General features: G+C 43.3%; 24 protein-coding genes. 22 read left to right on the top strand and 2 right to left on the bottom strand.

The window, feature by feature from the left end:
* Window positions 1–62: 62 nt before the first annotated feature.
* From leuS to crcB, 14 genes are all read left to right on the top strand, one after another.
* Window positions 63–2,645, top strand: a complete 2,583-nt coding sequence (gene leuS / locus B0X70_RS06540) for a leucine--tRNA ligase (protein WP_217471161.1) — start codon at window positions 63–65, stop codon at window positions 2,643–2,645.
* A 13-nt stretch (window positions 2,646–2,658) separates the two neighbouring features.
* Window positions 2,659–3,207, top strand: a complete 549-nt coding sequence (gene lptE, locus B0X70_RS06535) for an LPS assembly lipoprotein LptE (protein WP_217471160.1) — start codon at window positions 2,659–2,661, stop codon at window positions 3,205–3,207.
* The gene (gene holA, locus B0X70_RS06530) at window positions 3,204–4,244 is read left to right on the top strand and encodes a DNA polymerase III subunit delta (RefSeq protein WP_040151545.1); all 1,041 of its coding nucleotides are present in this window, start codon (window positions 3,204–3,206) and stop codon (window positions 4,242–4,244) included. The genes lptE and holA overlap by 4 nt, the downstream gene beginning before the upstream one ends.
* Window positions 4,228–4,905, top strand: coding sequence for a nicotinate-nucleotide adenylyltransferase (gene nadD / locus B0X70_RS06525; RefSeq protein ID WP_051560668.1), 678 nt, complete (start codon window positions 4,228–4,230; stop codon window positions 4,903–4,905). Before holA ends, nadD begins: the two co-directional genes overlap by 17 nt.
* Window positions 4,906–5,003: 98 nt before the next feature.
* Complete coding sequence (rsfS, locus tag B0X70_RS06520; protein ID WP_074525019.1) at window positions 5,004–5,330, top strand: ribosome silencing factor; 327 nt, start codon at window positions 5,004–5,006, stop codon at window positions 5,328–5,330.
* A 2-nt stretch (window positions 5,331–5,332) separates the two neighbouring features.
* Entirely contained in the window at window positions 5,333–5,803 is a 471-nt protein-coding gene (gene rlmH / locus B0X70_RS06515) for a 23S rRNA (pseudouridine(1915)-N(3))-methyltransferase RlmH (protein ID WP_040151546.1), read from the top strand.
* A gap of 39 nt (window positions 5,804–5,842) precedes the next feature.
* Window positions 5,843–7,738, top strand: a complete 1,896-nt coding sequence (mrdA, locus tag B0X70_RS06510; protein WP_036813319.1) for a peptidoglycan DD-transpeptidase MrdA — start codon at window positions 5,843–5,845, stop codon at window positions 7,736–7,738.
* 8 nt (window positions 7,739–7,746) lie between these two features.
* On the top strand, window positions 7,747–8,859 hold the full coding sequence (mrdB, locus tag B0X70_RS06505; protein ID WP_036776743.1) for a peptidoglycan glycosyltransferase MrdB: 1,113 nt from the start codon (window positions 7,747–7,749) through the stop codon (window positions 8,857–8,859).
* A 13-nt stretch (window positions 8,860–8,872) separates the two neighbouring features.
* A complete protein-coding gene (rlpA, locus tag B0X70_RS06500; RefSeq protein ID WP_040151550.1) occupies window positions 8,873–9,883 on the top strand; it encodes an endolytic peptidoglycan transglycosylase RlpA in 1,011 nt (336 codons plus the stop codon).
* 161 nt (window positions 9,884–10,044) lie between these two features.
* Window positions 10,045–11,256, top strand: a complete 1,212-nt coding sequence (gene dacA, locus B0X70_RS06495) for a D-alanyl-D-alanine carboxypeptidase DacA (protein ID WP_036776813.1) — start codon at window positions 10,045–10,047, stop codon at window positions 11,254–11,256.
* 152 nt (window positions 11,257–11,408) lie between these two features.
* Entirely contained in the window at window positions 11,409–11,672 is a 264-nt protein-coding gene (gene ybeD / locus B0X70_RS06490; RefSeq protein WP_011145617.1) for a DUF493 family protein YbeD, read from the top strand.
* A gap of 130 nt (window positions 11,673–11,802) precedes the next feature.
* Window positions 11,803–12,444, top strand: a complete 642-nt coding sequence (lipB, locus tag B0X70_RS06485) for a lipoyl(octanoyl) transferase LipB (RefSeq protein ID WP_181147858.1) — start codon at window positions 11,803–11,805, stop codon at window positions 12,442–12,444.
* Between the two features lie 110 nt (window positions 12,445–12,554).
* A complete protein-coding gene (gene lipA / locus B0X70_RS06480; RefSeq protein WP_036776751.1) occupies window positions 12,555–13,520 on the top strand; it encodes a lipoyl synthase in 966 nt (321 codons plus the stop codon).
* A 139-nt stretch (window positions 13,521–13,659) separates the two neighbouring features.
* A complete protein-coding gene (crcB, locus tag B0X70_RS06475; protein WP_036776815.1) occupies window positions 13,660–14,034 on the top strand; it encodes a fluoride efflux transporter CrcB in 375 nt (124 codons plus the stop codon).
* A 76-nt stretch (window positions 14,035–14,110) separates the two neighbouring features.
* On the opposite strand, the gene cspE is transcribed toward crcB, so the two are convergent.
* Complete coding sequence (cspE, locus tag B0X70_RS06470) at window positions 14,111–14,320, bottom strand: transcription antiterminator/RNA stability regulator CspE (RefSeq protein WP_021323071.1); 210 nt, start codon at window positions 14,318–14,320, stop codon at window positions 14,111–14,113.
* Between the two features lie 219 nt (window positions 14,321–14,539).
* Window positions 14,540–15,001 (bottom strand): methylated-DNA--[protein]-cysteine S-methyltransferase, encoded by a 462-nt coding sequence (locus B0X70_RS06465; protein ID WP_036776753.1) that lies wholly within the window; start codon window positions 14,999–15,001, stop codon window positions 14,540–14,542.
* Window positions 15,002–15,332: 331 nt separating this feature from the next.
* Here B0X70_RS06465 and nrdH point away from each other — a divergent pair, with 331 nt between their 5' ends.
* The 8 genes from nrdH (at window position 15,333) to B0X70_RS06425 (ending at window position 24,490) form a co-directional block, all read left to right on the top strand.
* Entirely contained in the window at window positions 15,333–15,563 is a 231-nt protein-coding gene (gene nrdH, locus B0X70_RS06460; RefSeq protein WP_036776755.1) for a glutaredoxin-like protein NrdH, read from the top strand.
* A gap of 13 nt (window positions 15,564–15,576) precedes the next feature.
* Window positions 15,577–15,981: a class Ib ribonucleoside-diphosphate reductase assembly flavoprotein NrdI gene (gene nrdI, locus B0X70_RS06455; RefSeq protein WP_040151579.1), complete on the top strand. Its 405-nt coding sequence runs from the start codon at window positions 15,577–15,579 to the stop codon at window positions 15,979–15,981.
* A 13-nt stretch (window positions 15,982–15,994) separates the two neighbouring features.
* Entirely contained in the window at window positions 15,995–18,124 is a 2,130-nt protein-coding gene (nrdE, locus tag B0X70_RS06450) for a class 1b ribonucleoside-diphosphate reductase subunit alpha (protein WP_217471159.1), read from the top strand.
* 20 nt (window positions 18,125–18,144) lie between these two features.
* Window positions 18,145–19,104 carry a class 1b ribonucleoside-diphosphate reductase subunit beta gene (gene nrdF / locus B0X70_RS06445; protein ID WP_217471158.1) on the top strand — a complete coding sequence of 320 codons (960 nt, stop codon included), beginning with the start codon at window positions 18,145–18,147 and terminating at the stop codon, window positions 19,102–19,104.
* Between the two features lie 594 nt (window positions 19,105–19,698).
* Window positions 19,699–20,898, top strand: a complete 1,200-nt coding sequence (gene proV / locus B0X70_RS06440; protein WP_217471157.1) for a glycine betaine/L-proline ABC transporter ATP-binding protein ProV — start codon at window positions 19,699–19,701, stop codon at window positions 20,896–20,898.
* Window positions 20,891–21,976: a glycine betaine/L-proline ABC transporter permease ProW gene (gene proW / locus B0X70_RS06435; RefSeq protein WP_040151557.1), complete on the top strand. Its 1,086-nt coding sequence runs from the start codon at window positions 20,891–20,893 to the stop codon at window positions 21,974–21,976. Before proV ends, proW begins: the two co-directional genes overlap by 8 nt.
* Before the next feature lie 69 nt (window positions 21,977–22,045).
* Entirely contained in the window at window positions 22,046–23,044 is a 999-nt protein-coding gene (gene proX / locus B0X70_RS06430; RefSeq protein WP_217471156.1) for a glycine betaine/L-proline ABC transporter substrate-binding protein ProX, read from the top strand.
* A gap of 255 nt (window positions 23,045–23,299) precedes the next feature.
* The gene (locus B0X70_RS06425) at window positions 23,300–24,490 is read left to right on the top strand and encodes an MFS transporter (RefSeq protein ID WP_217471155.1); all 1,191 of its coding nucleotides are present in this window, start codon (window positions 23,300–23,302) and stop codon (window positions 24,488–24,490) included.
* Window positions 24,491–24,606: the final 116 nt, after the last annotated feature.

Genomic DNA, 24,606 nt, shown 5'->3' with positions numbered 1-24,606 from the left:
TTTTACCAACTAAATGATTGCTACCAGCGTAGCTTTTTACTCACCATAGGATTATCGGTGCCATGCAAGAACAATACCGTCCAGAAGATATAGAGCCGCAAGTTCAGCTTCATTGGCAAGAGAAGCAAACTTTTAAAGTGACAGAAGATAACAGTAAAGAAAAATATTACTGCCTGTCCATGCTACCTTACCCTTCTGGCCGACTACACATGGGCCATGTACGCAACTACACTATCGGCGACGTTATCTCCCGCTACCAGCGTATGCTGGGTAAAAATGTCCTACAACCTATCGGTTGGGATGCGTTTGGACTGCCTGCGGAAGGCGCCGCGGTCAAAAACAATACCGCGCCTGCTCCGTGGACCTATGCCAACATCGAATATATGAAAGGTCAGTTGAAAACACTGGGCTTCGGTTACGATTGGGATCGTGAAGTCACAACCTGTACCCCGGAATATTACCGTTGGGAACAGTGGTTCTTCACTAAATTGTATGAAAAGGGTCTGGTTTATAAAAAGACCTCCGCAGTTAACTGGTGCCCTCACGATCTGACCGTTCTAGCTAATGAACAAGTGGTCGATGGCTGTTGTTGGCGTTGTGACACTAAAGTTGAACGTAAAGAAATTCCGCAATGGTTTATCAAGATCACTGATTATGCCGAAGAGTTGTTAAATGATCTGGATATGCTGGAAGAGTGGCCTGAACAGGTCAAAACCATGCAGCGCAACTGGATTGGTCGCTCCGAAGGGGTAGAAATCACTTTTGATGTGGTTGATAGTCAGGAGAAGCTGACCGTCTATACTACCCGTCCTGATACGTTCCTCGGCGCCACTTATGTTGCGGTTGCCGCAGGCCATCCTCTGGCAAAACAAGCAGCAGAAAATAACCCTGAACTGGTTGCTTTCATTGATGAGTGCCGTAATACCAAAGTTGCAGAAGCAGATATGGCAACAATGGAGAAGAAAGGCATGGCAACCGGTATGTTTGCTATTCATCCATTGACCAAAGAGAAAGTGGCAATCTGGGTTGCAAACTTTGTCCTGATGGAATACGGCACCGGTGCTGTCATGGCAGTTCCCGGCCACGATCAACGCGATTGGGAATTTGCGACAAAATATAACCTGCCAATGAAAGCCGTTATTCTGGACAGTGAAGGTAATGAACCAAATGTTCATGAAGCCCCGGTAACGGATAAGAATGTTCTGTTTAATTCCGGTGAATTTAGCGGTCTGAATCACGAAGCCGGTTTTAATGCCATCGCTAATAAATTGGTGGAAATGGGCGTAGGTAAGCGTAAAATCAACTATCGTCTGCGTGACTGGGGTGTTTCCCGTCAACGTTACTGGGGCGCTCCTATTCCAATGGCAACACTGGAAGATGGCACGGTTGTTCCGGTTCCAGCAGATCAACTGCCTGTTATTCTGCCGGAAGATGTCAAAATGGATGGCATCACCAGCCCAATTAAAGCTGATCTTGAGTGGGCAAAAACCACTATCAACGGCCAACCAGCACTACGTGAAACAGATACCTTCGATACCTTTATGGAATCTTCCTGGTACTACGCTCGCTATACCTGTCCAGATTATGACAAAGGCTTGCTCGATCCAGCGGCTGCTAACTATTGGCTGCCAGTTGACCAATACATCGGTGGTATCGAACATGCCATCATGCATCTGATGTATTTCCGTTTCTTCCATAAACTGATGCGTGATGCAGGCTTGGTCAATTCCAATGAACCCGCTAAGCGCCTGTTATGTCAGGGCATGGTTCTCGCCGATGCTTTTTATTACACCGGCAAAAATGGTGAAAAAATCTGGGTTTCCCCAGCTGATACTATTGTTGAGCGTGATGATAAAGGCCGTATCGTTAAAGCGACGGATAAAGAAGGCCATGAGCTGATTTATACCGGCATGAGCAAAATGTCTAAATCCAAAAACAACGGCATTGACCCTCAATTGATGGTAGAAAAATATGGTGCTGATACCGTTCGCCTGTTTATGATGTTCGCGGCTCCACCAGAGCTGACATTAGAATGGCAAGAATCCAGCGTTGAAGGAGCAAATCGCTTCCTGAAACGTGTATGGCGCCTGGTTTATGAACATAGCAGCAAAGGGGCAACTCAACCGCTGGACATCACAAACCTGACAGTGGAACAAAAAGATCTATTCCGAGATCTGCACAAAACCATCGCTAAAGTCACAGATGATGTCGGGCGCCGTCAGGCATTCAATACTGCTATCGCTGCGGTAATGGAATTAATGAATAAACTGACCCGCGCACCACAAGAAACTGAGCAGGATCGCGCTCTGATGCAAGAGGCTCTGTTGGCGGTTGTCCGTATGTTGTCACCAATAACACCTCATGCTTGCTTTACAATGTGGCAAGCTCTGGGTGGTGAAGGAGATATTGATACGACTGATTGGCCACAAGCTGATGAACAGGCAATGGTTGACGATACCAAGCTAGTCGTCATTCAAGTTAACGGTAAAGTGCGTGGTCGTGTTACTGTGCCAGCCGATGCGACTAAAGAATATGTTCATGATCTGGCAGCACAAGAGTATGGTGTGGCGAAATATCTCGAAGGCGTCACTATTCGCAAAGTCATTTATGTACCAGGCAAACTGCTGAATCTGGTCGTCGGCTGATAAAGGAGGCAATGTGCGGCATCGTATTTTAACGTTGTTGCTGGGGTTGGCGGTGCTGGTCACCGCTGGCTGCGGTTTTCATCTGCGCGGCACCACTCAGGTGCCACCAGAACTCAAAAAGCTGCAATTAACAAGCAGTGACCCATATGGGCCACTAGCCCGTTCTGTTCGCCAACAGCTTCGTCTGAATAACGTCACTATCCTTGAGGATGGCAGCGCTGATATTCCTATTTTGAAGTTAATCGGCTCTTCTGAAAATAAAGATACTGTCTCTGTTTTCCAAGATGGTAAGGCTGCTGAACGCCAATTGACACTGTACGTTGATGCACAAGTCATTATGCCAGACGGCAGCGTATATCCGCTGCGCTCCAGGGTTGACCGCTCTTTTTTCGACAACCCATTAGAAGCTCTGGCGAAAGATGCTGAAAACGAGATAATCAATCAGGAAATGCGTGAACAAGCCGCTCGCGGGTTAGTTCGCCAGTTATTGACTGTTCACAACGCAGAAAAGCAGAAAGCCAGAGAAAAGCAGTCAGGACAGCAAGCTGCGCAAGCACAATGATCAAACTCTATCCCGAACAACTGATTTCGCAGCTCAATGAGGGGCTGCGAAACTGTTATCTGATATGGGGTAATGAACCTCTACTATTGCAGGAAAGCCAAGATCACATCCGCAAGGCTGCTGAAAAACACGCATTCACGGAACACTTCACCTATACGCTGGACAATCATACCGAATGGGATGAGATATTTGGTATCTGTCAGTCATTAAGTCTATTTGCTAGCCGTCAAACACTCACTTTGCTTCTGCCGGAAAATGGCCCTAACGCAGCAATGGCTGAACAACTGGTAAAACTAGCAGAGCTTCTTCACCCAGATATACTGTTAATACTACGTGGTCTGAAATTAACCAAAGCTCAGGAGAACAGTAACTGGTTCAAAGCACTAGGAAAAAACGGTGTTTATGTCAGTTGTCAGACACCCGAACAGCACCGTCTGCCGCAATGGGTTGCACAACGGGCCAAAGCCATGAAATTGACGCTGGAAGAGCAGGCCAATCAACTACTGTGTTACTGCTATGAAGGAAATTTACTGGCGTTGGCTCAGGCACTTGAGCGACTCTCCCTGCTATACCCAGATGGTAAACTGACCTTACATCGTATTGAAAATGCAGTGAATGATGCGGCTCACTTTACACCTTATCACTGGGTAGACGCGTTATTAGCGGGTAAAGCAAAACGAGCCTGGCATATTCTGAAACAGTTAAAACAAGAAGATTGCGAAGCTGTTATTCTATTACGTACCGTACAGCGGGAATTGCTGCTACTACTCACTCTGAAACGCCAAAGTACCACAACTCCGATGAAAACGCTGTTAGATCAGCATCGGGTATGGCAAAACCGTCGCCCATTACTGACAAGTGCTCTGCAACGTCTCACTCAACATGATTTGCAGCAAGCACTTCATTTACTTGTACAGATGGAACGCCAAATCAAGCAGGATTACGGCCAGCCTATTTGGTCAAATTTAGAAACTCTTTCCATGCTGTTATGTGGCAAAACCTTACCTGAGAGCTTGCTTAATGCCTCATACCACTAATTCTACTTGCCCCAAACAACCCGTTATTCAAGCATTATTTGGTGGAACATTCGATCCCATCCATTATGGGCATTTACAACCAGTTGAAACCCTGGCATATCAAACTGGTCTGAAACAAGTGATTTTACTACCAAATCACGTCCCGCCACACCGCCCACAACCAGAAGCCTCCGCACAACAGCGGCTTGAAATGGTACAACTGGCTGTACAAGATAACCCTCTGTTTACCATCGATAGGCGTGAACTGGAGCGCACCACGCCCTCCTACACAATTGATACGCTAGAGTCATTCCGTCAGGAACTTGGCAACAAACAACCACTGGCATTTATAATCGGCCAAGATGCTTTATTATCACTGCATACTTGGCATCGTTGGCAAGAACTGCTGAGTCTCTGTCATTTATTGGTTTGCGCTCGTCCAGGTTATCAGACCCAGTTTTCCACAACTGAAATGCAACAATGGTTTACAGAACATCAAATCCGCGATCCAAACCAGCTTGGTAGTCAACCTAACGGTTATATCTATCTGGCGGATACACCGCTGCTGCCTATCTCAGCAACAGATATCCGTCAACGCCACCAGCAAGGGTTAAGTTGTGACGATTTACTCCCCCTTTCAGTGCAAAAGTATATAGACTCACAGGGGTTATATCGCCAATAGCGAAATCTACCTCGATTAGTCGCTTAGTTGGCTTACCCTTAAGTGACCTGGCATGCTATTATTCCGCACTATTTAATCAATTGTGATAAAAAATAAGGATGAGCCTTTTGCAAGGTAAAGAACTCCAACAGTTTGTTATTGATAAGCTTGAAAACTCCAAAGCACAGGATATCGTTTCCCTTGATGTTCAAGGGAAATCCAGTATTACCGATTGCATGATTATCTGCACCGGAACCTCCAATCGCCACCTGATGTCTGTCGCAGACAATCTGGTTGATGACTGTCGTGCGAGCGGCCTGATCCCACTTGGCGTTGAAGGGCAAGGCGTGTCTGACTGGATCGTCGTAGACCTCGGTGAAGTTATCGTACATGTCATGCAAGAAGAGAGCCGCCGCATGTATGAACTTGAAAAGCTCTGGAGCTGAGTTTGAAGCTGCAATTAATCGCTGTAGGTACAAAAATGCCGGACTGGATACAGGCCGGCTTTATCGATTATTTGCGCCGTTTTCCCAAAGATATGCCATTTGAATTGGTAGAAATTCCGGCTGGCAAACGGGGCAAAAATGCAGATATTAAGCGCATTCTGGAAAAAGAAGGCGAACAGATGCTGGCCGCTATTGGCAAAGGCAACCGTATTGTTACCCTGGATATTCCGGGTTCCCGTTGGGAAACACCTCAACTGGCGCAACAACTTGAACATTGGAAACGAGATGGTAGAGATGTCAGTTTATTGATAGGCGGGCCAGAAGGTCTCGCTCCAGCATGTAAAGCTGCCGCAGAACAAAGCTGGTCACTGTCACCTCTGACCTTACCCCATCCTCTGGTCCGGGTTTTGGTTGCGGAAAGCCTGTACCGGGCATGGAGCATTACCACCAATCATCCCTATCATCGGGAATAATTTGGTTATCAACGGATAAAAGCGAATTCTGGCAATGGGATGAAAAATAAACGTACCCCTTTTCGTGATTATACGGCTGAATCAGCCCTATTTGCTCGCCGCGCATTGGTGGCGTTTATTATCATCCTGGTACTGACTGGTATCCTGATTGCCAATCTTTACCATTTACAAATTACTCGCCACGAAGACTATCAAACCCGTTCAAACGAAAACCGTATTAAACTGGTTCCAATTGCGCCAAGCCGCGGTATCATCTATGACCGTAACGGCACCCCATTGGCGCTTAATCGAACCATCTACCAGTTGGAAATCATCCCCGAAAAGGTAGAAAACCTTGAGCAAACGCTAAATGATTTACGTAATGTTATCGATCTGACTGACGAAGACATTGCCAACTTTGAAAAAGAGCGTAAGCGTTCGCGCCGCTTTACCTCTATTCCACTAAAAACGTCGCTTGACCATATTCAAGTCGCACGCTTTGCCGTTAACCAATATCGTTTCCCTGGTTTTGAAATAAAAGGTTACCAACGCCGCTTCTATCCTTATGGTTCAGCACTGACACATATCATCGGCTATGTGGCTAAAATTAATGATAAAGATGTAGAACGATTGGATAAAGAAGGTATTTTACCTAATTACGCCGCTACCCATGACATCGGCAAACTGGGTATTGAACGCTACTATGAAGCTGTTTTACACGGCAAAACAGGTTACGAAGAAGTCGAAGTGAATAACCGAGGCCGGGTAATACGCCAATTACATGAACAACCACCGCAGGCCGGACAAGATATTTACCTCACTATCGATCTCGAATTACAGATCTACATTGAGAAACTCCTCACAACCAGCCGTGCTGCGGTCGTTGTCAGTGATCCACGTAATGGGGAAATTCTGGCGCTGGTATCTAACCCAAGCTATGATCCAAACCTATTCGTAAACGGCATCTCCAATAAGAACTACCAGGAATTATTAAACAACCCTGATAGACCGCTTATTAATCGTGCTACTCAAGGGATCTACCCTCCAGCTTCGACAGTGAAACCTTTCATTACTGTTGCAGCACTAAGCACAGGCGTGATCAATAAAAATACCACCATTTTTGATCCGGGTTGGTGGCAATTACCGGGTTCAGAAAAACGCTACCGTGACTGGAAACGTTGGGGACATGGTAGTCTCAATCCGCATAGAGCCATTGTAGAATCAGCGGATACTTTCTTTTATCAAGTTGCCTATGATATGGGAATTGATCGTCTATCTGAATGGATGACCAAGTTTGGCTATGGCGAATACACTGGCATCGACCTGGCCGAAGAACGCACCGGTATCATGCCTACTCGCGAATGGAAACAAAGGAAATATAAAAAACCTTGGTACCAAGGAGATACCATTCCTGTTGGCATCGGCCAAGGATATTGGACAGCAACCCCCATTCAAATGGTGAAAGCGCTGATAACTTTAATTAACGATGGTAATGTAAAAACACCACATCTGCTGCTAAGCAAGAAGCTGAAAGGTGAGATGATCCCTTATCAACAAACAGAAAATATCCAGATTGGCGATATCCATTCAGGATATTGGGAATTAGCAAAAAGTGGCATGTACGGTGTTGCCAACTTGCCAAACGGTACCGGCCACAAGAGTTTTACCGGCACGCCTTATAAAGCAGCGGCCAAATCGGGAACAGCACAGGTCTACAGTTATGAAACCTACAATGCCAGTAAAATTGCAGAGCATTTACGGGATCATAAGCTGATGATTGCTTTCGCGCCTTATGAAAATCCGACCGTAGCTCTTTCCATTATTTTAGAGAATGGTGGCGCAGGTCCAGCAGTAGGAACCCTTGTTCGCCAAATCCTCGACCATGTACTATTAGGGGATAACAACACAACATTGCCGAATGCGGTCCCGACTCCCCCCGGAACAGAAAGTGACTGATTAACACCATGACAGAAAACCAAAAAAGGGTTCCTCTCTGGACCAGATTACATATCGACCTACCGTTACTCCTGTGCATTTTGGCATTGCTGATATACAGCGCTTTTGTTATGTGGAGTGCCAGCGGTCAAGATATGGGTATGATGGAGCGCAAAGTTGGTCAAATTGGCGCCGGACTGGTTGTCATGCTCATCATGGCGCAGATTCCGCCAAGAGTTTATGAAAGCTGGGCGCCCCATCTCTATATTGTTTGTGTCATTTTACTGATTTTTGTCGACGCTTTCGGGCAAATAAGTAAAGGCGCACAACGCTGGCTGGATTTAGGCATCATCCGCTTCCAACCTTCTGAGATCGCCAAAATCGCAGTACCACTGATGATCGCACGCTTTATGAACCGCGATTTATGCCCGCCCTCGCTGAAAAATACCACCATTGCTCTGATGCTCATTTTTCTGCCGACTTTACTGGTTGCCGCTCAACCAGATCTGGGGACTTCAATTCTGATCGCGGCTTCCGGTCTATTTGTCTTGTTCCTTTCTGGCATGAGTTGGCGATTGATCGGCATTGCAGCTCTACTATTAGCCTGCTTTATCCCCATTTTGTGGTTCTTCCTGATGCATGGCTATCAGCGTGATCGCGTCATGATGCTACTTGATCCAGAAAGCGATCCGCTAGGTAAGGGTTACCACATTATTCAATCAAAAATCGCAATTGGCTCCGGTGGCTTATCAGGTAAAGGCTGGCTATTAGGAACACAATCTCAACTGGAATTTCTGCCGGAACGTCATACAGATTTCATATTTGCCGTACTGTCGGAAGAACTTGGTTTAATTGGCGTACTACTATTATTAACATTATATATGTTATTAATTCTGCGTGGACTGGTCATAGCAACCAAGGCACAGAACACTTTTGGCCGGGTTATGGTTGGCGGCCTGGTGTTAATCCTGTTTGTTTATATCTTCGTCAATATCGGCATGGTGAGTGGTATTCTGCCTGTAGTAGGCGTTCCTTTGCCATTTGTCAGTTATGGCGGCTCAGCGTTAATCGTCTTAATGGCTGGTTTCGGCATTATCATGTCGATTCACACACACCGAAAATTGTTGTCTAAAAGTTTATAGAGAAGAGGTTTCAATGCGTCAACACTGGCTTATACTTGGCATGATTGCAGCCCTGCTATCCGGCTGTACTACTCCTGACAAACAAAAACCTTCCCCGTTACCAGCAGTACCAACGCAGGATGTTCTGGGAGCAGAACCTCGCTACGAGCCTTATCACCCTAGCGCCAATAATGATTATCAGATGAACGGACATACTTATCACATTGTTCAAAATCCGTCTCAATTCAGTGAAACTGGCTACGCGAGTTGGTACGGTGAAGAATCTAGCGGCAAAATGACCGCAATTGGCGAGCGTTTCAATCCTTATGCGCTGACAGCCGCCCATCCTACCCTGCCAATTCCAAGTTATGTCCGTGTGACCAACTTGAGCAATGGCCGTATGATGATTGTTAGAGTCAATGACCGTGGTCCTTATAAACCAGGGAGAATTATCGAGCTATCGAAGGCTTCCTCTGAACGCTTAAACCTGACTCAAAGTACCAAAGTTAAGGTTGATTTTATTGAGGTGGCCCAAGACGGTTCTGTATCTGGCCCCGGTACCATTGGCAGCCAGATAGTTAAACAGAGTTACGCTCTACCGGGTAGACCCACGCTGACAACCAGCCCACTAGGAACACCAACAATGGAGAACGTCCCTGATCAGACCGGCAGCCAGCCTTTAACAAATCAGCAGGTGGAACAAACTCAATCATTGATGGCACAACCGGAAACTACCGAGCAACTACCCGCAATGAAACTGCAACCCCCTAAACCTGTTACAAACAGTACTTCGATAGTAACAGCACCGACAGCCGCCTCAGCGAACGGTTTTATGGTTCAGGTTGGCGCTGTTAGCAGTGAGCAACGAGCAAAAGAGTGGCAACAAACACTGGCGCAACGCTTTAATGTTCAAGGACGCGTAACTCAACATAGTAACGTTTATCGTGTACAGTTGGGGCCATTCAACAATCGCCAGCAAGCTGCCGATTTACAACAAAAACTGGCTGACCAGATACAACAGTCTTCTTTTATCGTCAGCCCTTAATCGTTCTCTTACTGATATCTCACTTTGATTCAGATATCAGTAAGAGGAGTAAAAAAATGTAAACCCGAGTCTTGTCAAAATTTGGCAATGTCAGTATTTTTTTCATTTGCTATGATGTGACTCGATATCAACCTTTTCTCACGGATGCTGTCCAACCGACCATGAAATATACAACCACTTTTCATTTTATAAAAAGCGCCACCTTGGGTGTCGCGCTGGCAATAAGTGCTTCTGCCTTTGCCGATGGAAATGATATCAACCTGAAAACGATGATCCCAGGCGTGCCTCAGATCGACGCGGAAGCTTATATCCTTATCGATTACAATTCAGGCAAAGTGCTAGCCGAAATGAATGCAGATGCACACCGTGATCCTGCCAGTCTGACAAAAATGATGACCAGTTATGTCATTGGTCAAGCAATTAAATCAGGCAAAATCCACCCAAATGATATGGTCACTGTCGGTACTGACGCATGGGCAACAGGTAATCCGGTATTTAAAGGTTCTTCCCTGATGTTCCTCAAGCCAGGCGATCAGGTCTCGGTTTCCATGTTATCCCGCGGTATAAACTTGCAATCCGGTAACGATGCCTGTGTTGCAATGGCAGATTATGTTGCCGGTAGCCAAGAGTCTTTCGTTAATTTAATGAATGGTTATGTGAAATCTCTCGGATTAAAGAATACGAATTTCAAAACCGTTCATGGTCTGGATGCAGAAGGCCAATATAGCTCTGCCCGTGATATGGCGCTGATTGGTCAAGCGCTGATCCGTGATGTTCCCGAAGAGTACGCCATCTATAAAGAAAAAGAGTTTACCTACAACAATATCCGTCAAACAAACCGTAACGGCTTGTTGTGGGATAAAAGCTTGAATGTCGATGGTATCAAAACCGGTCACACTAGCGCAGCGGGTTATAACCTGGTCGCTTCTGCAACGGAAGGCGATATGCGTCTGATTTCTGCGGTATTAGGCGGCCACACTTACAAAGGCCGAGAAACAGAAAGTAAGAAACTACTGACCTGGGGTTTTCGTTTCTTCGAAACTGTTGCTCCTCTGCAAGCAAACAAAGAGTTCGCTTCTGAACCAGTCTGGTTTGGCGATAACGATAGGGTTCAGTTAGGTGTTGATAAAGATGTTTATCTGACTATTCCCCGTGGCCGTCTGAAAGATCTGAAAGCCAGCTATGTCATGAATAATAGTGAATTACATGCACCACTGGCGAAAGATCAAGTCGTGGGTACTATCAACTTTCAACTTGATGGTAAGACTATTGAACAGCGGCCTTTAGTCGTCATGAATGAAGTAAAAGAAGGCGGCATCTTTAGCCGCTTTATCGATTACATCAAGCTACTATTTCATCATTGGTTTGGCTAATTCTTGAGATAATTAAGCGATAAACCCCACCAAAGCGAATCGGGCTACCGCCCAATCGCAGTAAGTCCCCCGCGTTTTAAGGCGGGGGAAAGTATCAAATTTTACAGAAGAAACTGACCGTACGATCGCGGAAAGCAAAAACAGGAGCGCCCATGAAAACGAAATTAAATGAACTACTTGAGTTCCCTTGTTCATTCACTTACAAAGTGATGGGCCTGGCGGAGCCTGAGCTAGTCAATCAGGTCGTTGAAGTAGTTCAACGCCATGCACCGGGCGATTACTCTCCACAAGTGAAACCAAGCAGCAAAGGCAACTACCACTCAGTATCCATTACCATAAATGCAACTCATATTGAACAGGTAGAAACGCTGTATGAAGAGTTAGGTAACCTTGAACTGGTACGGGTCGTGCTGTAATAGAAGCCAAAAAATCCCCTATAATTTCACAGGGGATTCTTTATCTATCAGAAATACCACTGTTTCAAGCGCGCTAAACTGGAGAGAACCTCTTCCGAGGGTTATACTGACCAAATCTTATAGCTATCAAATGAAGTTTCAATTGCAACATAAAACGATTTTCTTACGTCAATTAGGAATACAACCCTACGGGCCGATTTCTGATGCAATGCACTTATTCACTGAGCAGCGAGATATTAATACACCTGATGAAATCTGGCTGGTACAGCATCCAAAAGTCTTTACTCAAGGACAAGCAGGTAAAGCTGAACATTTGCTATCCCTCGGTGATATTCCGATTATTCAATCCGATCGTGGTGGACAAGTCACCTATCATGGCCCTGGTCAACAGGTTATGTATGTCATGATTGACATCAAACGCGCCAAAATTGGTGTACGGCAATTGGTTACGGCGATAGAGGATACTGTCATTAAAACCCTTGCTCACTTTGGTGTGGAAGCCTATGCCCGCCCGGATGCTCCCGGTGTCTACGTCAATGAAGCCAAAATTTGCTCTCTTGGATTACGGATACGCAAAGGTTGTTCTTTCCACGGGTTAGCCCTCAATATCACAATGGATTTAGAACCCTTTTTGCGTATTAATCCTTGTGGCTATGCCGGCATGAAAATGATTCAACTCAGTGACTTAGTTCCCGGAATTACTGTTGAGCAAGTACAGCCTATTCTGGTGGAGAAATTTTGCCGGCAGTTAGGATTTAAATTGAACAATTAAAGATGCTATAATTTTTTAACATTTTTCAAAAATTTTTTAATGGTTTGTCATACAGTAGACTGAATGATAGATCTCAACCTGATGAATTTAACACTGGAACCAGCACGATTATGAGTAAACCAATTCAGATGGAACGTGGCATTAAGTACCGCGACGCAGACAAAATGGCGCTGATCCCGGTCAAAACAGTGATGACCGAACGTACAGAAATCTTGCGTAAACCTGAGTGGATGAAAATCAAACTTCCTGCGGATTCCAGCCGCATTCAGGGCATCAAATCCGCCATGCGCAAAAATGGTCTGCATTCCGTCTGTGAAGAAGCGTCCTGCCCTAACCTGGCTGAATGTTTCAATCACGGTACAGCAACCTTTATGATCCTTGGCGCAATTTGCACCCGCCGTTGCCCTTTCTGTGATGTTGCACACGGCCGCCCAATGGCGCCTGACACCAACGAACCGGTAAAACTGGCACAAACCATCAAAGATATGGCTCTGCGCTACGTTGTCATCACCTCCGTTGACCGTGATGACCTACGTGACGGTGGCGCTCAACACTTTGCTGACTGCATTTCTGCTATTCGTGAAAAAAATCCATCCATTAAAATCGAAACCTTAGTGCCTGATTTCCGTGGACGTATGGATCGAGCACTTGAAATACTGACAGCAACACCACCCGACGTCTTTAACCATAATCTGGAAAACGTACCTCGGGTTTACCGTCAAGTGCGCCCTGGTGCAAACTATGAGTGGTCACTAAAATTACTTGAAAAGTTTAAAGAAGCCCACCCTGACATTCCAACCAAATCGGGTCTAATGGTCGGTCTTGGTGAAACCAACGAAGAAATTCTTGATGTTATGCGTGATCTGCGCCGCCACGGTGTGACTATGCTGACTCTGGGACAATACCTACAACCTAGTCGTCATCATTTACCGGTACAACGTTACGTCAGCCCACAGGAATTTGATGAGATGAAGGAAGAAGCGTTAGCTATGGGATTCACCCATGCCGCCTGCGGTCCATTTGTTCGTTCTTCTTATCATGCTGACTTGCAAGCCAGAGGTGAAGAGGTCAAATAACCCAGTTTCTTATACCCTATGGATTTCAAGCTGCATCGCGACGGCAAGGGAGTGAATCCCCGGGAGCATAGCAAACTATGTGACCGGGGTGAGCTAGTGCAGCCAACAAATAGGCAGCTTGAAAGATGATGGGTATATTATGACTAATATTATTCTGGCAGTATTTATCGGAGGCGGCTTAGGCAGCGTATTACGCTGGTTTATCAGCCTCCGCCTTAATAATATTTCTTCTAATATCGCGATTGGCACCCTTACTGTTAACTGTATCGGTGCATTAATTATCGGACTAGGGTTAGCCTATTTTAATAAATCTACCCATCTCGATCCGGCCTGGAAATTGATGTTGACCACCGGTTTTTGTGGAGGTTTAACAACCTTTTCCACCTTTTCTGTTGAAGTGGTTTATTTGTTACAGGAAGGAAAACTAGGATGGGCGCTGGGAACAGTTTTGCTTAATCTTTTTGGCTCATTATTAATGACCGTGTTAGCTTTTGTATTGATGCGTGAACTTTAAATTAAAATTATCTGCATATCACACAAGCCAAAAAAAACCCGTTGAAATAACGGGTTTTCGAAATACGGAGTTAAAATCAGATAGCGACAACGTTTACAGCAGATGGACCTTTAGCGCCGTCAGTGATTTCAAACTCTACTTTTTGACCTTCTGCCAAAGTTTTAAATCCGTTACTCTGAATAGCAGAGAAATGCACAAATACGTCTTTGCTACCATCTTCTGGAGTGATAAACCCGAATCCTTTAGATTCATTAAACCACTTAACGTTACCTTTAATTTTTGACATCAAACTTACCTTTAACGTGAAAATTAAGACACAAAATCTGTGTCGCATACAGTACAGCAAATAAGTTGGTTCACTGTCTACAACCAAGATCACGAAAAGCATAATAAAATACGATAGATGTTATCTTTAATTTAGTTTTACCACTAAATAATACACATATATAAATATCTATAACCCTCCCTGGTCTTTTATCACACAATTTACCTAACAAACAAATGACTAGGCTTTTTCATGTTCCAATAGCCAACTTTTAATATTCAAGCCTCCGGTATATCCCACCAATTTACCATCATGTCCAATAACACGATGGCAAGGCACAATTAATGAGATCGGATTACGAGAATTAGCCATTCCTACCGCGCGGCAATAATTAACTGAACCTAATGCTAATGAAAGTTGCTTATAACTCCACACTTCTCCAAATGGGATCTTACATAGCTGTAACCATACACGCTGCTGGAATTCAGTTCCTGCCGGGTTAAGTGGAACAGAAAACTCAGTACGCTTACCCGCAAAATATCCCCGTAACTCTTTCACGCACTGCTTGGTAATATCATTTTTTACTTCGGGCGCTGTTTTTTCATCAACAAAATATAGACTGGTCACCCCCTTATCATCCGCAGTGATATGAATATACGGTTTAGGGAATCCTTTGGGTGTATCAAAATAGTGATGATACATAACCACCTCCATTGAAAAAAATATCAATCATTATAGGGATTAGAGTAAATCGTCTTTTCGACAAATTGCAATGATGAATTCAGTTGCTCCCTTACCACCGACTAGAAAACTTAAACTTGTCTAAAGGCGAAAAGCCGGCCAACAAACAGAGAATAACTCACATTGTAATTTTAATGATAGTCACTCGATGTAAAATTAACACCATATATAGTATGGTTGAAATAAAATTTCACTATATATAGTATAGCTCAAGTTCTGGCCTTTAGTAAAATTATTACTCATGAACCAAATTTTGCCATTGCATGCCCACAAACTGACAAAGGAGTCGTTAATGAGCATTACCATTTATAGCAAACCAGACTGTGTACAATGCAACGCAACCTATCAAGCGCTAAGCCGAAGAAACATTCCTTATCAGATTGTCGATTTGACCGAAAACCCGCAGGCTTTAGCGACTATCCGTGCTATGGGCTATCAGCAAGTTCCTGTGGTTGTCACGGACACACAGCATTGGTCAGGATTTCGTCCAGATAAAATCAACGCATTAACTGAGAATTTGTAGGTTTATTATGAATATAAATCCGCTGATCTATTTCTCCAGTTCGTCCAGTAATAGCCATAGATTTGTTCAGAAACTGGAGATACCAGCCCTTCGTATTCCGATCAATCAATCGGGTAACCTATTAAATGTAACTTCTCCTTACATTTTACTGACACCCAGTTATGGCGGTGGTAGTGCTAAAGGCGCCGTTCCACTACAAGTGATTCGATTTCTAAATATCGCCGAAAACCGGGCACTAATCCGGGGAGTCATCGCGGCCGGGAATACAAACTTTGGCGAAGCTTACGGCATAGCTGGACGGATAATTTCAGAGAAATGTCAAATCCCCCTCCTATACCGTTTTGAACTGTTGGGCACTGAAGAAGATGTACAACGGGTACGCCAAGGTATTCAAAGATTCTGGCAACTGATTCATTAGAGAATAGGTAATTATGACTTTTCAAATTAATGCACAACAGGATTATCATGCTTTAAATGCCTTGCTCAATCTGTACGATAGTGAAGGAAAGATGCAATTTGATAAAGACAAACTGGCTACTCATTACTATTTTCGCCAGCATGTAAATCCAAACACACTATTTTTTAATAGCTTAAAAGAGAAGCTGGATTTCCTCCAACAAGAGGGATATTACGAAACAAACGTGCTGGAGCAATACGATTTTGCTTTTATTAAAAAGCTCTTTCAGCAAGCCTATAGCAAAAAATTCCGCTTTCAAACCTTTCTGGGCGCATTCAAATATTACACCGGCTATACTCTGAAAACCTTCGATAATAAACGCTATCTGGAACGCTATGAAGATCGGGTATGCATGGTAGCACTGACCCTGGCCCAAGGCGATCAGATGCTGGCTTGTCGTCTGGTGGACGAGATGATCAGCGGCCGTTTTCAACCAGCAACGCCAACCTTTCTTAATTGTGGTAAGAAACAGCGAGGAGAATTGGTTTCCTGTTTCCTGCTGCGCATTGAAGACAATATGGAATCCATCGGACGTTCGGTGAATTCAGCATTACAGCTTTCAAAACGTGGCGGTGGTGTCGCATGCTTACTCAGTAACCTACGGGAAACGGGTGCGCCGATAAAAATGATTGAAAACCAATCATCAGGTGTTATCCCAGTGATGAAAATGCTGGAAGATGCATTCTCATATGCCAATCAACTCGGTGCACGCCAAGGTGCAGGCGCTGTTTATCTCCATGCTCATCACCCCGATATTCTCCGTTTTCTGGATACAAAACGGGAAAATGCCGACGAAAAAATCCGTATCAAAACACTCTCTATTGGCGTCGTTATTCCTGATATCACTTTTAAGCTGGCTAAACATAATGAAGATATGTATCTATTCTCACCTTATGATATTCAACGGGTTTATGGTGTTCCAATGTCCGAAATTAGCATTACAGAAAAATATGCTGAAATGGTGAATAACCAACAAATTCGGAAATCAAAAATAAATGCCCGTGAATTTTTCATGACGTTAGCTGAGATCCAATTCGAATCTGGCTATCCCTATATTATGTATGAAGACACTGTGAATAATGCTAACCCAATTAAAGGTCGGATTAATATGAGTAATTTATGCTCCGAAATTTTACAGGTTAACAGTGCCAGCGAATATGAAGATGATTTAAGTTACCGCCATATTGGGAAAGATATTAGTTGTAATCTGGGATCAATGAATATAGCTCATACAATGGATTCACCTGATTTTGCCCTCTCTATTGAAACGGCTGTCCGCGCTTTAACCGCGGTATCAGATATGAGCCATGTCCGTTCAGTTCCTTCTATTGAAAAAGGAAATCAGGATTCTCATGCCATTGGTTTGGGGCAAATGAATCTTCACGGCTATTTGGCAAGGGAAAAAATTCATTATGGTTCCGAAGAAGGAATAGATTTCACCAATATCTATTTCTATATTGTCACTTACCACGCTCTGCGTACTTCCAATCAGATCGCCATTGAACGCAATAGCTACTTTAAAGGTTTTAAAGATTCTCGTTATGCCAGTGGTGAATTTTTCAATAAATATACAGAAAGCGCATGGCAACCTCAGACAAAAAAAGTCTCTCAATTGTTTGAACAAGCAGGAATAACCATTCCTAATCAACAAGACTGGCTTGCATTAAAAGCCTCAATTATGACTCACGGTATTTACAATCAAAATCTCCAAGCCATTGCTCCTACAGGTTCTATTTCATATATCAACAATTCAACCTCAAGCATTCACCCGATTGTATCCCGTATTGAGATCCGTAAAGATGGTAAAACAGGACGAGTATATTACCCAGCGCCATTTATGACGAATAATAATCTTGAATATTACCAAGATGCTTACGAAATAGGACCGGAAAAAATTATTGATACTTATGCTATAGCCACTCAACACATCGATCAAGGATTATCACTGACACTCTTCTTCAAAGACGACGCCACTACACGTGATATTAACAAAGCCCAAATTTATGCCTGGCGTAAAGGAATTAAAACACTTTATTACATCCGTCTGAAACAGACTGCTCTGGAAGGCACGGAAGTACAAGATTGTGTTTCATGCTCACTGTAAAATGATTCTGGAAATTTATTATGATTAGTAATCCTATACGCGCAATTAACTGGAACCGAATTGAAGATGACAAAGATCTAGAAGTTTGGAACCGACTGACAACTAATTTTTGGTTACCGGAAAAAATTCCATTATCCAATGATATTCCTTCATGGAATACACTGACGACAGAAGAAAAAGAGCTGACTATTCGAGTATTCACCGGGCTGACACTACTGGACACAATTCAGAACACCGTTGGTGCTCCAGCGTTAATGGAAGATGCTCTAACACCTCACGAAGAAGCGGTTATGTCCAATATTAGCTTTATGGAAGCTGTTCACGCGCGTTCTTATAGTTCGATTTTTTCAACATTATGCCTAACAACTGATGTGGATGATGCTTATCGCTGGAGTGAAAGCAATGTTTCATTACAGAATAAAGCCAAAATTATATTAAATCATTATAGTTATCATCATCCATTAAAGAAAAAAGTCGCCAGTGTTTTTCTAGAGTCATTTTTATTCTATTCGGGTTTCTATTTACCTATGTATTGGTCAAGTCGAGGAATATTAACAAATACAGCCGATTTAATCCGACTTATTATCCGGGATGAAGCCATTCACGGTTATTATATTGGATATAAATTTCAACAATCATTAAATAAATATTCAACATTAGAACAGAAAGAAATTAAAGAATTCACTTTTTCATTATTATTAGAATTATACGAAAATGAAATTAAATATACAGAAGAACTTTATGATATTATTGGCTGGAGTGAAGATGTTAAAAAATTCTTGCATTATAATGCCAATAAAGCGTTAATGAATCTTGGCTATGAAACCTTATTTCCTCCAGAAATGACAGATGTCAGCCCTGCAATCCTCTCTGCATTATCACCAAATGCCAATGAAAACCATGACTTCTTTTCTGGCTCAGGTTCATCATATGTTATCGGTAAAGCAGTTAATACTGAGGATGAAGATTGGAATTTCTAAAGATAATGATTTGATTTTATATAGGATAATTCAAAATAACCATAATACTCTAATATTTTAATGCCCATATTATTGAGCCTGTTTTTTAAACGATAAAACGCCATAAAATCTTTATATTTTTATGGCATTTTTTCATGATTGTTGCCATTTCTATGGATATTTTTTGCCATTACTGCCTCCTATTATCATCAGAAACAACAAAAAACATTAATATAGCTAATTAATTTTAAATTAAATTTCATTCCAATTAGATATAATCAACACTATAAACTAATAATCGATTCCATTTACAACATAGCAAATAATTCATTTGGCAATAAAATGTAAAAATATATTAATAACAGCAACATAGAATGAAATTATCCTTTCAACAACCACATTGACTTATATGAAATAAATTGCCAATAACAATGAAATTACGACAAATACATCTAATTTAAGTCATTTAATATTACTATTTTTTACATTAATTATTATTAACATAGGGTTGTCAGGCTCTCTCAGTATGTTAGGGTATATATATTCAAAGAATCATGCAGAGATGAATAATGCATAACACCATTACATAACCATCGAAAGGGAAGTAACTATTTCATGGCAATTAAACTTGAAGTTAAAAACCTCTATAAGATATTTGGCGATCATCCAGAATATGCTTTCAAATTATTGAATTCAGGCTTAAGCAAAGATCAGATATTTGAAAAGACAGGTATGACTGTCGGCATACAAAATGCCAATCTGGCCATTGAAGAAGGAGAAATATTTGTCATCATGGGATTATCAGGCTCCGGCAAATCCACAATGGTACGCCTTCTCAATCGTCTGATAAAACCGACTCGCGGCCAGGTACTAATTGACGGTGAAGATATTTCTGAGATTCCAGAAACAGCATTAAGAGAAATTCGCCGTAACAAAATCAGTATGGTTTTCCAATCATTTGCACTGATGCCACATCTAAACGTACTGGAAAACAGCGCCTTTGGTATGGAACTTGCCGGGATCGCCAAACAAGAGCGCGATAAAAAAGCATTGGATGCACTGAAACAGGTAAACCTGGAAAATTATGCGCAATCCTATCCAGATGAGCTATCAGGCGGAATGCGCCAACGTGTCGGGCTTGCCAGAGCATTAGCTAATAACCCAGATATTTTGCTAATGGATGAAGCGTTTTCTGCCCTCGACCCATTAATTCGTACAGAAATGCAAGATGAACTGCTAAGTCTGCAAGGCAATCAGCCGCGGACTATCGTTTTTATTTCTCATGATTTAGATGAAGCAATGCGCATCGGCGATCGGATTGCCATTATGCAAGACGGTGTTGTTGTACAAGTCGGCACACCTGATGAAATCCTGAATAATCCAGCAAATGACTATGTAAAAACTTTCTTTCGTGGCGTAGATATCAGCCATGTGTTTAGTGCTAAAGACATTGCCCGTCGCCGTCCAGACTCTCTGCTGCATATTGCACCCGGTTTTGGTCCTCTTTCTGCATTGAAAGTCCTCGATGACGAAAACAGAAACTATGGTTACTTAATCGAACATGGACAAAAATTCGCCGGTATAGTTTCCACAAATTCATTGGAAAAAGCATTACGGGAAAAAAAACCTATCGAACACGCCATATTAGCGGAACCGACCGCCGTTGCCGCAGATATGCCCCTCAATGAGCTGATTGCTGTTGTAGCACAATCACCTTGTGCGGTTCCGGTTGTTGGAAATAACGACAAATACATCGGCGTTATTTCCAAAGGGATGCTGTTGCAGGCATTAGATAAGGAGACACCAAATGAGTAACCAAAACGAACATCAAACTCAGCCTGGACAGAATACACAGGATACCCCTTCCTCTACTGTGGATAATACAGATCCCTGGAGTAACGGAACCAGTGCTGACAATGCAACAGGTTCTGACTGGCTGGATGCTCCCACAACTACGGTACAGCCTGAACATTTCAATATCATGGACCCATTCCAACACCCACTTATCCCCTTAGATTCATGGGTAACACATGCTATTGATTGGATTGTGCTAAATTTTCGTCCCGCATTTCAGGGAATACGCGTCCCCATTGACTTTGTTCTCAGTGGCTTTGAACAATGTCTGACTTCAATACCGGCCCCTATTGCCATCCTATTTTTCGCCTTGATTGCCTGGCAGTTATCAGGCATTGGTATGGGTATTACCGCGCTGATTTCTCTGGTAATTATTGGTGCAATAGGCGCATGGTCTGAAGCGATGGTTACGCTATCACTAGCTCTGACATCTCTGTTGTTCTGCACTATCGTTGGCTTACCACTCGGTATATGGCTGGCACACAGCAAAAGAGCTGCAAAAATCATTCAACCTCTGCTTGATGCTATGCAAACCACACCGGCATTCGTCTATCTGGTCCCGATTGTCATGTTGTTTGGCATCGGTAACGTGCCTGGGGTTATCGTCACCATTATCTTTGCTCTCCCCCCGATTGTCCGTCTGACAATTTTAGGCATCAAACAAGTTCCGACAGATCTGATAGAAGCAGCCGAATCTTTTGGCGCCAGCCCTCGCCAGATGCTGTTTAAAGTTCAATTACCACTGGCTATGCCAACCATTATGGCCGGTGTCAACCAAACCTTGATGCTAGCCCTATCAATGGTTGTTATTGCATCAATGATTGCAGTTGGTGGTTTAGGCCAAATGGTTTTGCGAGGTATTGGCCGTCTCGATATGGGACTTGCCGCAGTAGGCGGCGTCGGGATTGTTATTCTGGCGATTCTCCTTGACCGCCTAACACAGTCCCTTGGCCGCGATAACCGAACGAAAGGGGTAAATCGCTGGTATGCCACTGGGCCAATTGGGTTAATTACCCGTTTATTCAGCCAAAAAGCATAACCTTCAAAAACACCGATCAAACCACAAGAGTTTGGTAAACACATGATGACCGCAACAGGAGAAAAAACCATGCGCAAAATAGTTATCTGGGCGATATCCCTGTCATCACTGATAAGCTCTCAATTATTCGCTGTCGAATTACCAGGTAAAGGTATCAGCGTACAACCCGTACAAAGCACCCTTAGCGAAGAAACATTTCAGACGTTGATCGTCAGTAAGGCATTGGAAAAGCTTGGCTATGATGTCAAACCCATCAAAGAAGTAGACTACAACGTCGCCTATTCCTCTATCGCTTCCGGTGACGCAACCTTTATGGCTGTAAGTTGGGAACCTCTGCACAACACCCAATATCAGGCAACAGGCGGCAACGCAAAATTCTACCGTGTTGGCAACTATGTAGAAAATGCCGCTCAGGGGTACTTAATCGACAAAAAAACAGCGGAAAAATACAACATCACGAATATTGCCCAACTGAAAGATCCGAAAATAGCCAAATTATTCGATACTAACGGTAATGGCAAAGCCGATTTGACTGGCTGTAATCCCGGCTGGGGCTGTGAAATCGCCATTAACCATCATCTTAAAGCTTATGGTTTAAACAATAGCGTTGAACATAATCAAGGGAACTATGCGGCCATGATGGCAGATACTATTACCCGCTATAAAGAAGGCAAACCCATCTTATATTACACATGGACACCTTATTGGGTTAGTGATGTGCTGAAACCGGGTAAAGATGTTGTCTGGCTGCAAGTTCCTTTCTCCGCTATGCCTAACGATGAAAGGATAGATACGAAACTGCCAAATGGTGCTAACTATGGTTTCCCGCCAAGTATTATGCACATTGCCGCCAATAAAAAGTGGGCAGAAGTCAACCCGTCCGCCGCCAAACTATTTTCTATCATGAAAATGCCCCTCGCTGATATCAACGCCCAAAATTTGCGGATGCATAATGGTGAAGCATCACAAGCGGAGATTGAACGTCACGCCAATGGTTGGATTAAGGCTCATCAGAAATTGTTTGATGGTTGGATCGAAACCGCCGCCAAGGCTGCCGAAAATAATTAACATTCTGGATATCACAGTGAATTGGTCTGTACCAATTCACTATTTTTCACTTTCATTTTCTTTTATACCAAACTTATCGACTCAATTAGTGTTTTTAAGTTTAACCCCTCGATTCCTTCTGTTTTAGCATTGAATCTGATAATAAAAAATCATTACAATGTGAAAAATTTATCACGTGACTACTTACTTTTTTTAATAAATTAAATATCTATCTCCCTCACTTAACTTGCTGTTTAAATATAAGAAAACCTATCTATGGAAGAAAATATTTCCCGTACATCATTAAGCCCTGCTTTAGTAGCTCTGATGGCGATCGCCACAGGTCTGGTTGTCGCCAGCAACTACTATGCGCAACCACTGCTCGATACTATCGCACTACAATTTAATCTGACCGCCAATGAAGCGGGATTTATTGTGACCACAGCTCAATTGAGCTATGCCGTCGGCTTGATATTCCTTGTTCCACTGGGTGATATATTTGAGCGACGCGGCCTGATTGTCTCCATGACAATATTAGCCGCCGTTGGATTATTGATTACCGCTACATCGCAAAACATCTGGCAAATGCTATTAGGAACGGCACTGACGGGCTTATTTTCGGTAGTCGCCCAAGTACTGGTCCCTCTGGCCGCGACACTTGCCCTCCCCCACCAGCGCGGGAAAGCTGTCGGTACGATTATGAGCGGTTTACTGCTTGGAATATTACTGGCAAGAACCATATCAGGAACAATGGCGACTCTTGGTGGTTGGCGAACTGTTTTTTGGGTTGCCAGCGTCTTATTGGTGATCCTTTCTTTAACATTATGGCGCTACCTGCCCCGTTATAAACAAGTAACTGATCTCAATTATTTCCAATTACTACGCTCTATTGCAAAATTCGTTACTACAACCCCTCTTCTAAGAGTACGCTCTATACTGGGAGCACTGACATTTGCCAATTTCAGCCTGCTATGGACATCAATGGCATTCCTGCTCTCAGCGCCTCCTTTTAACTATTCCGAAGGCGTAATCGGCTTATTTGGGTTAGTCGGCGCCGCCGGAGCACTAATGGCAGCCAAAACTGGGCAACTCGTTGATAAAGGAAAAGGCTCTCTGACCACCACCATTTCTCTGGTGCTATTACTTCTTTCATGGATACCGATCGGTTTAGCTAAAGAATCATTAATTGGCTTTATGATAGGTATTTTGCTTCTTGATATTGCAATTCAAGGTGTTCACGTTACGAATCAAAGCACGATATACCGCATGATGCCGGAAGCCAGAAACCGACTCACTGCCGCTTACATGACCATCTATTTTATCGGTGGAGCCTTTGGCTCTCTGGTTTCAGGCTATGCTTACAAACACTCAGGTTGGTATGGCGTCGCCGCCGCTGGCATGGCTATCAGTACAATCAACCTAATCGTTTGGTTTTTCGGCAAAAAGTACGAACCAAAGACGTCGTAAAAAACAGGCCATGACATAAAAAACGCTTAAATAAAAACATTTATGAAACATTTATTAAGGATGATATTTTCTATTTGATTTCCTTTTGTTAATGTTACATAACATTTATATAACCA

The sequence above is a fragment of the Photorhabdus akhurstii genome, assembly GCF_019090985.1.
GTDB classification, from domain to species: domain Bacteria; phylum Pseudomonadota; class Gammaproteobacteria; order Enterobacterales; family Enterobacteriaceae; genus Photorhabdus; species Photorhabdus akhurstii.
The sequence above is the reverse complement of the archived record's forward strand: the minus strand, read 5'-3'. Positions and strand labels throughout refer to the sequence as shown.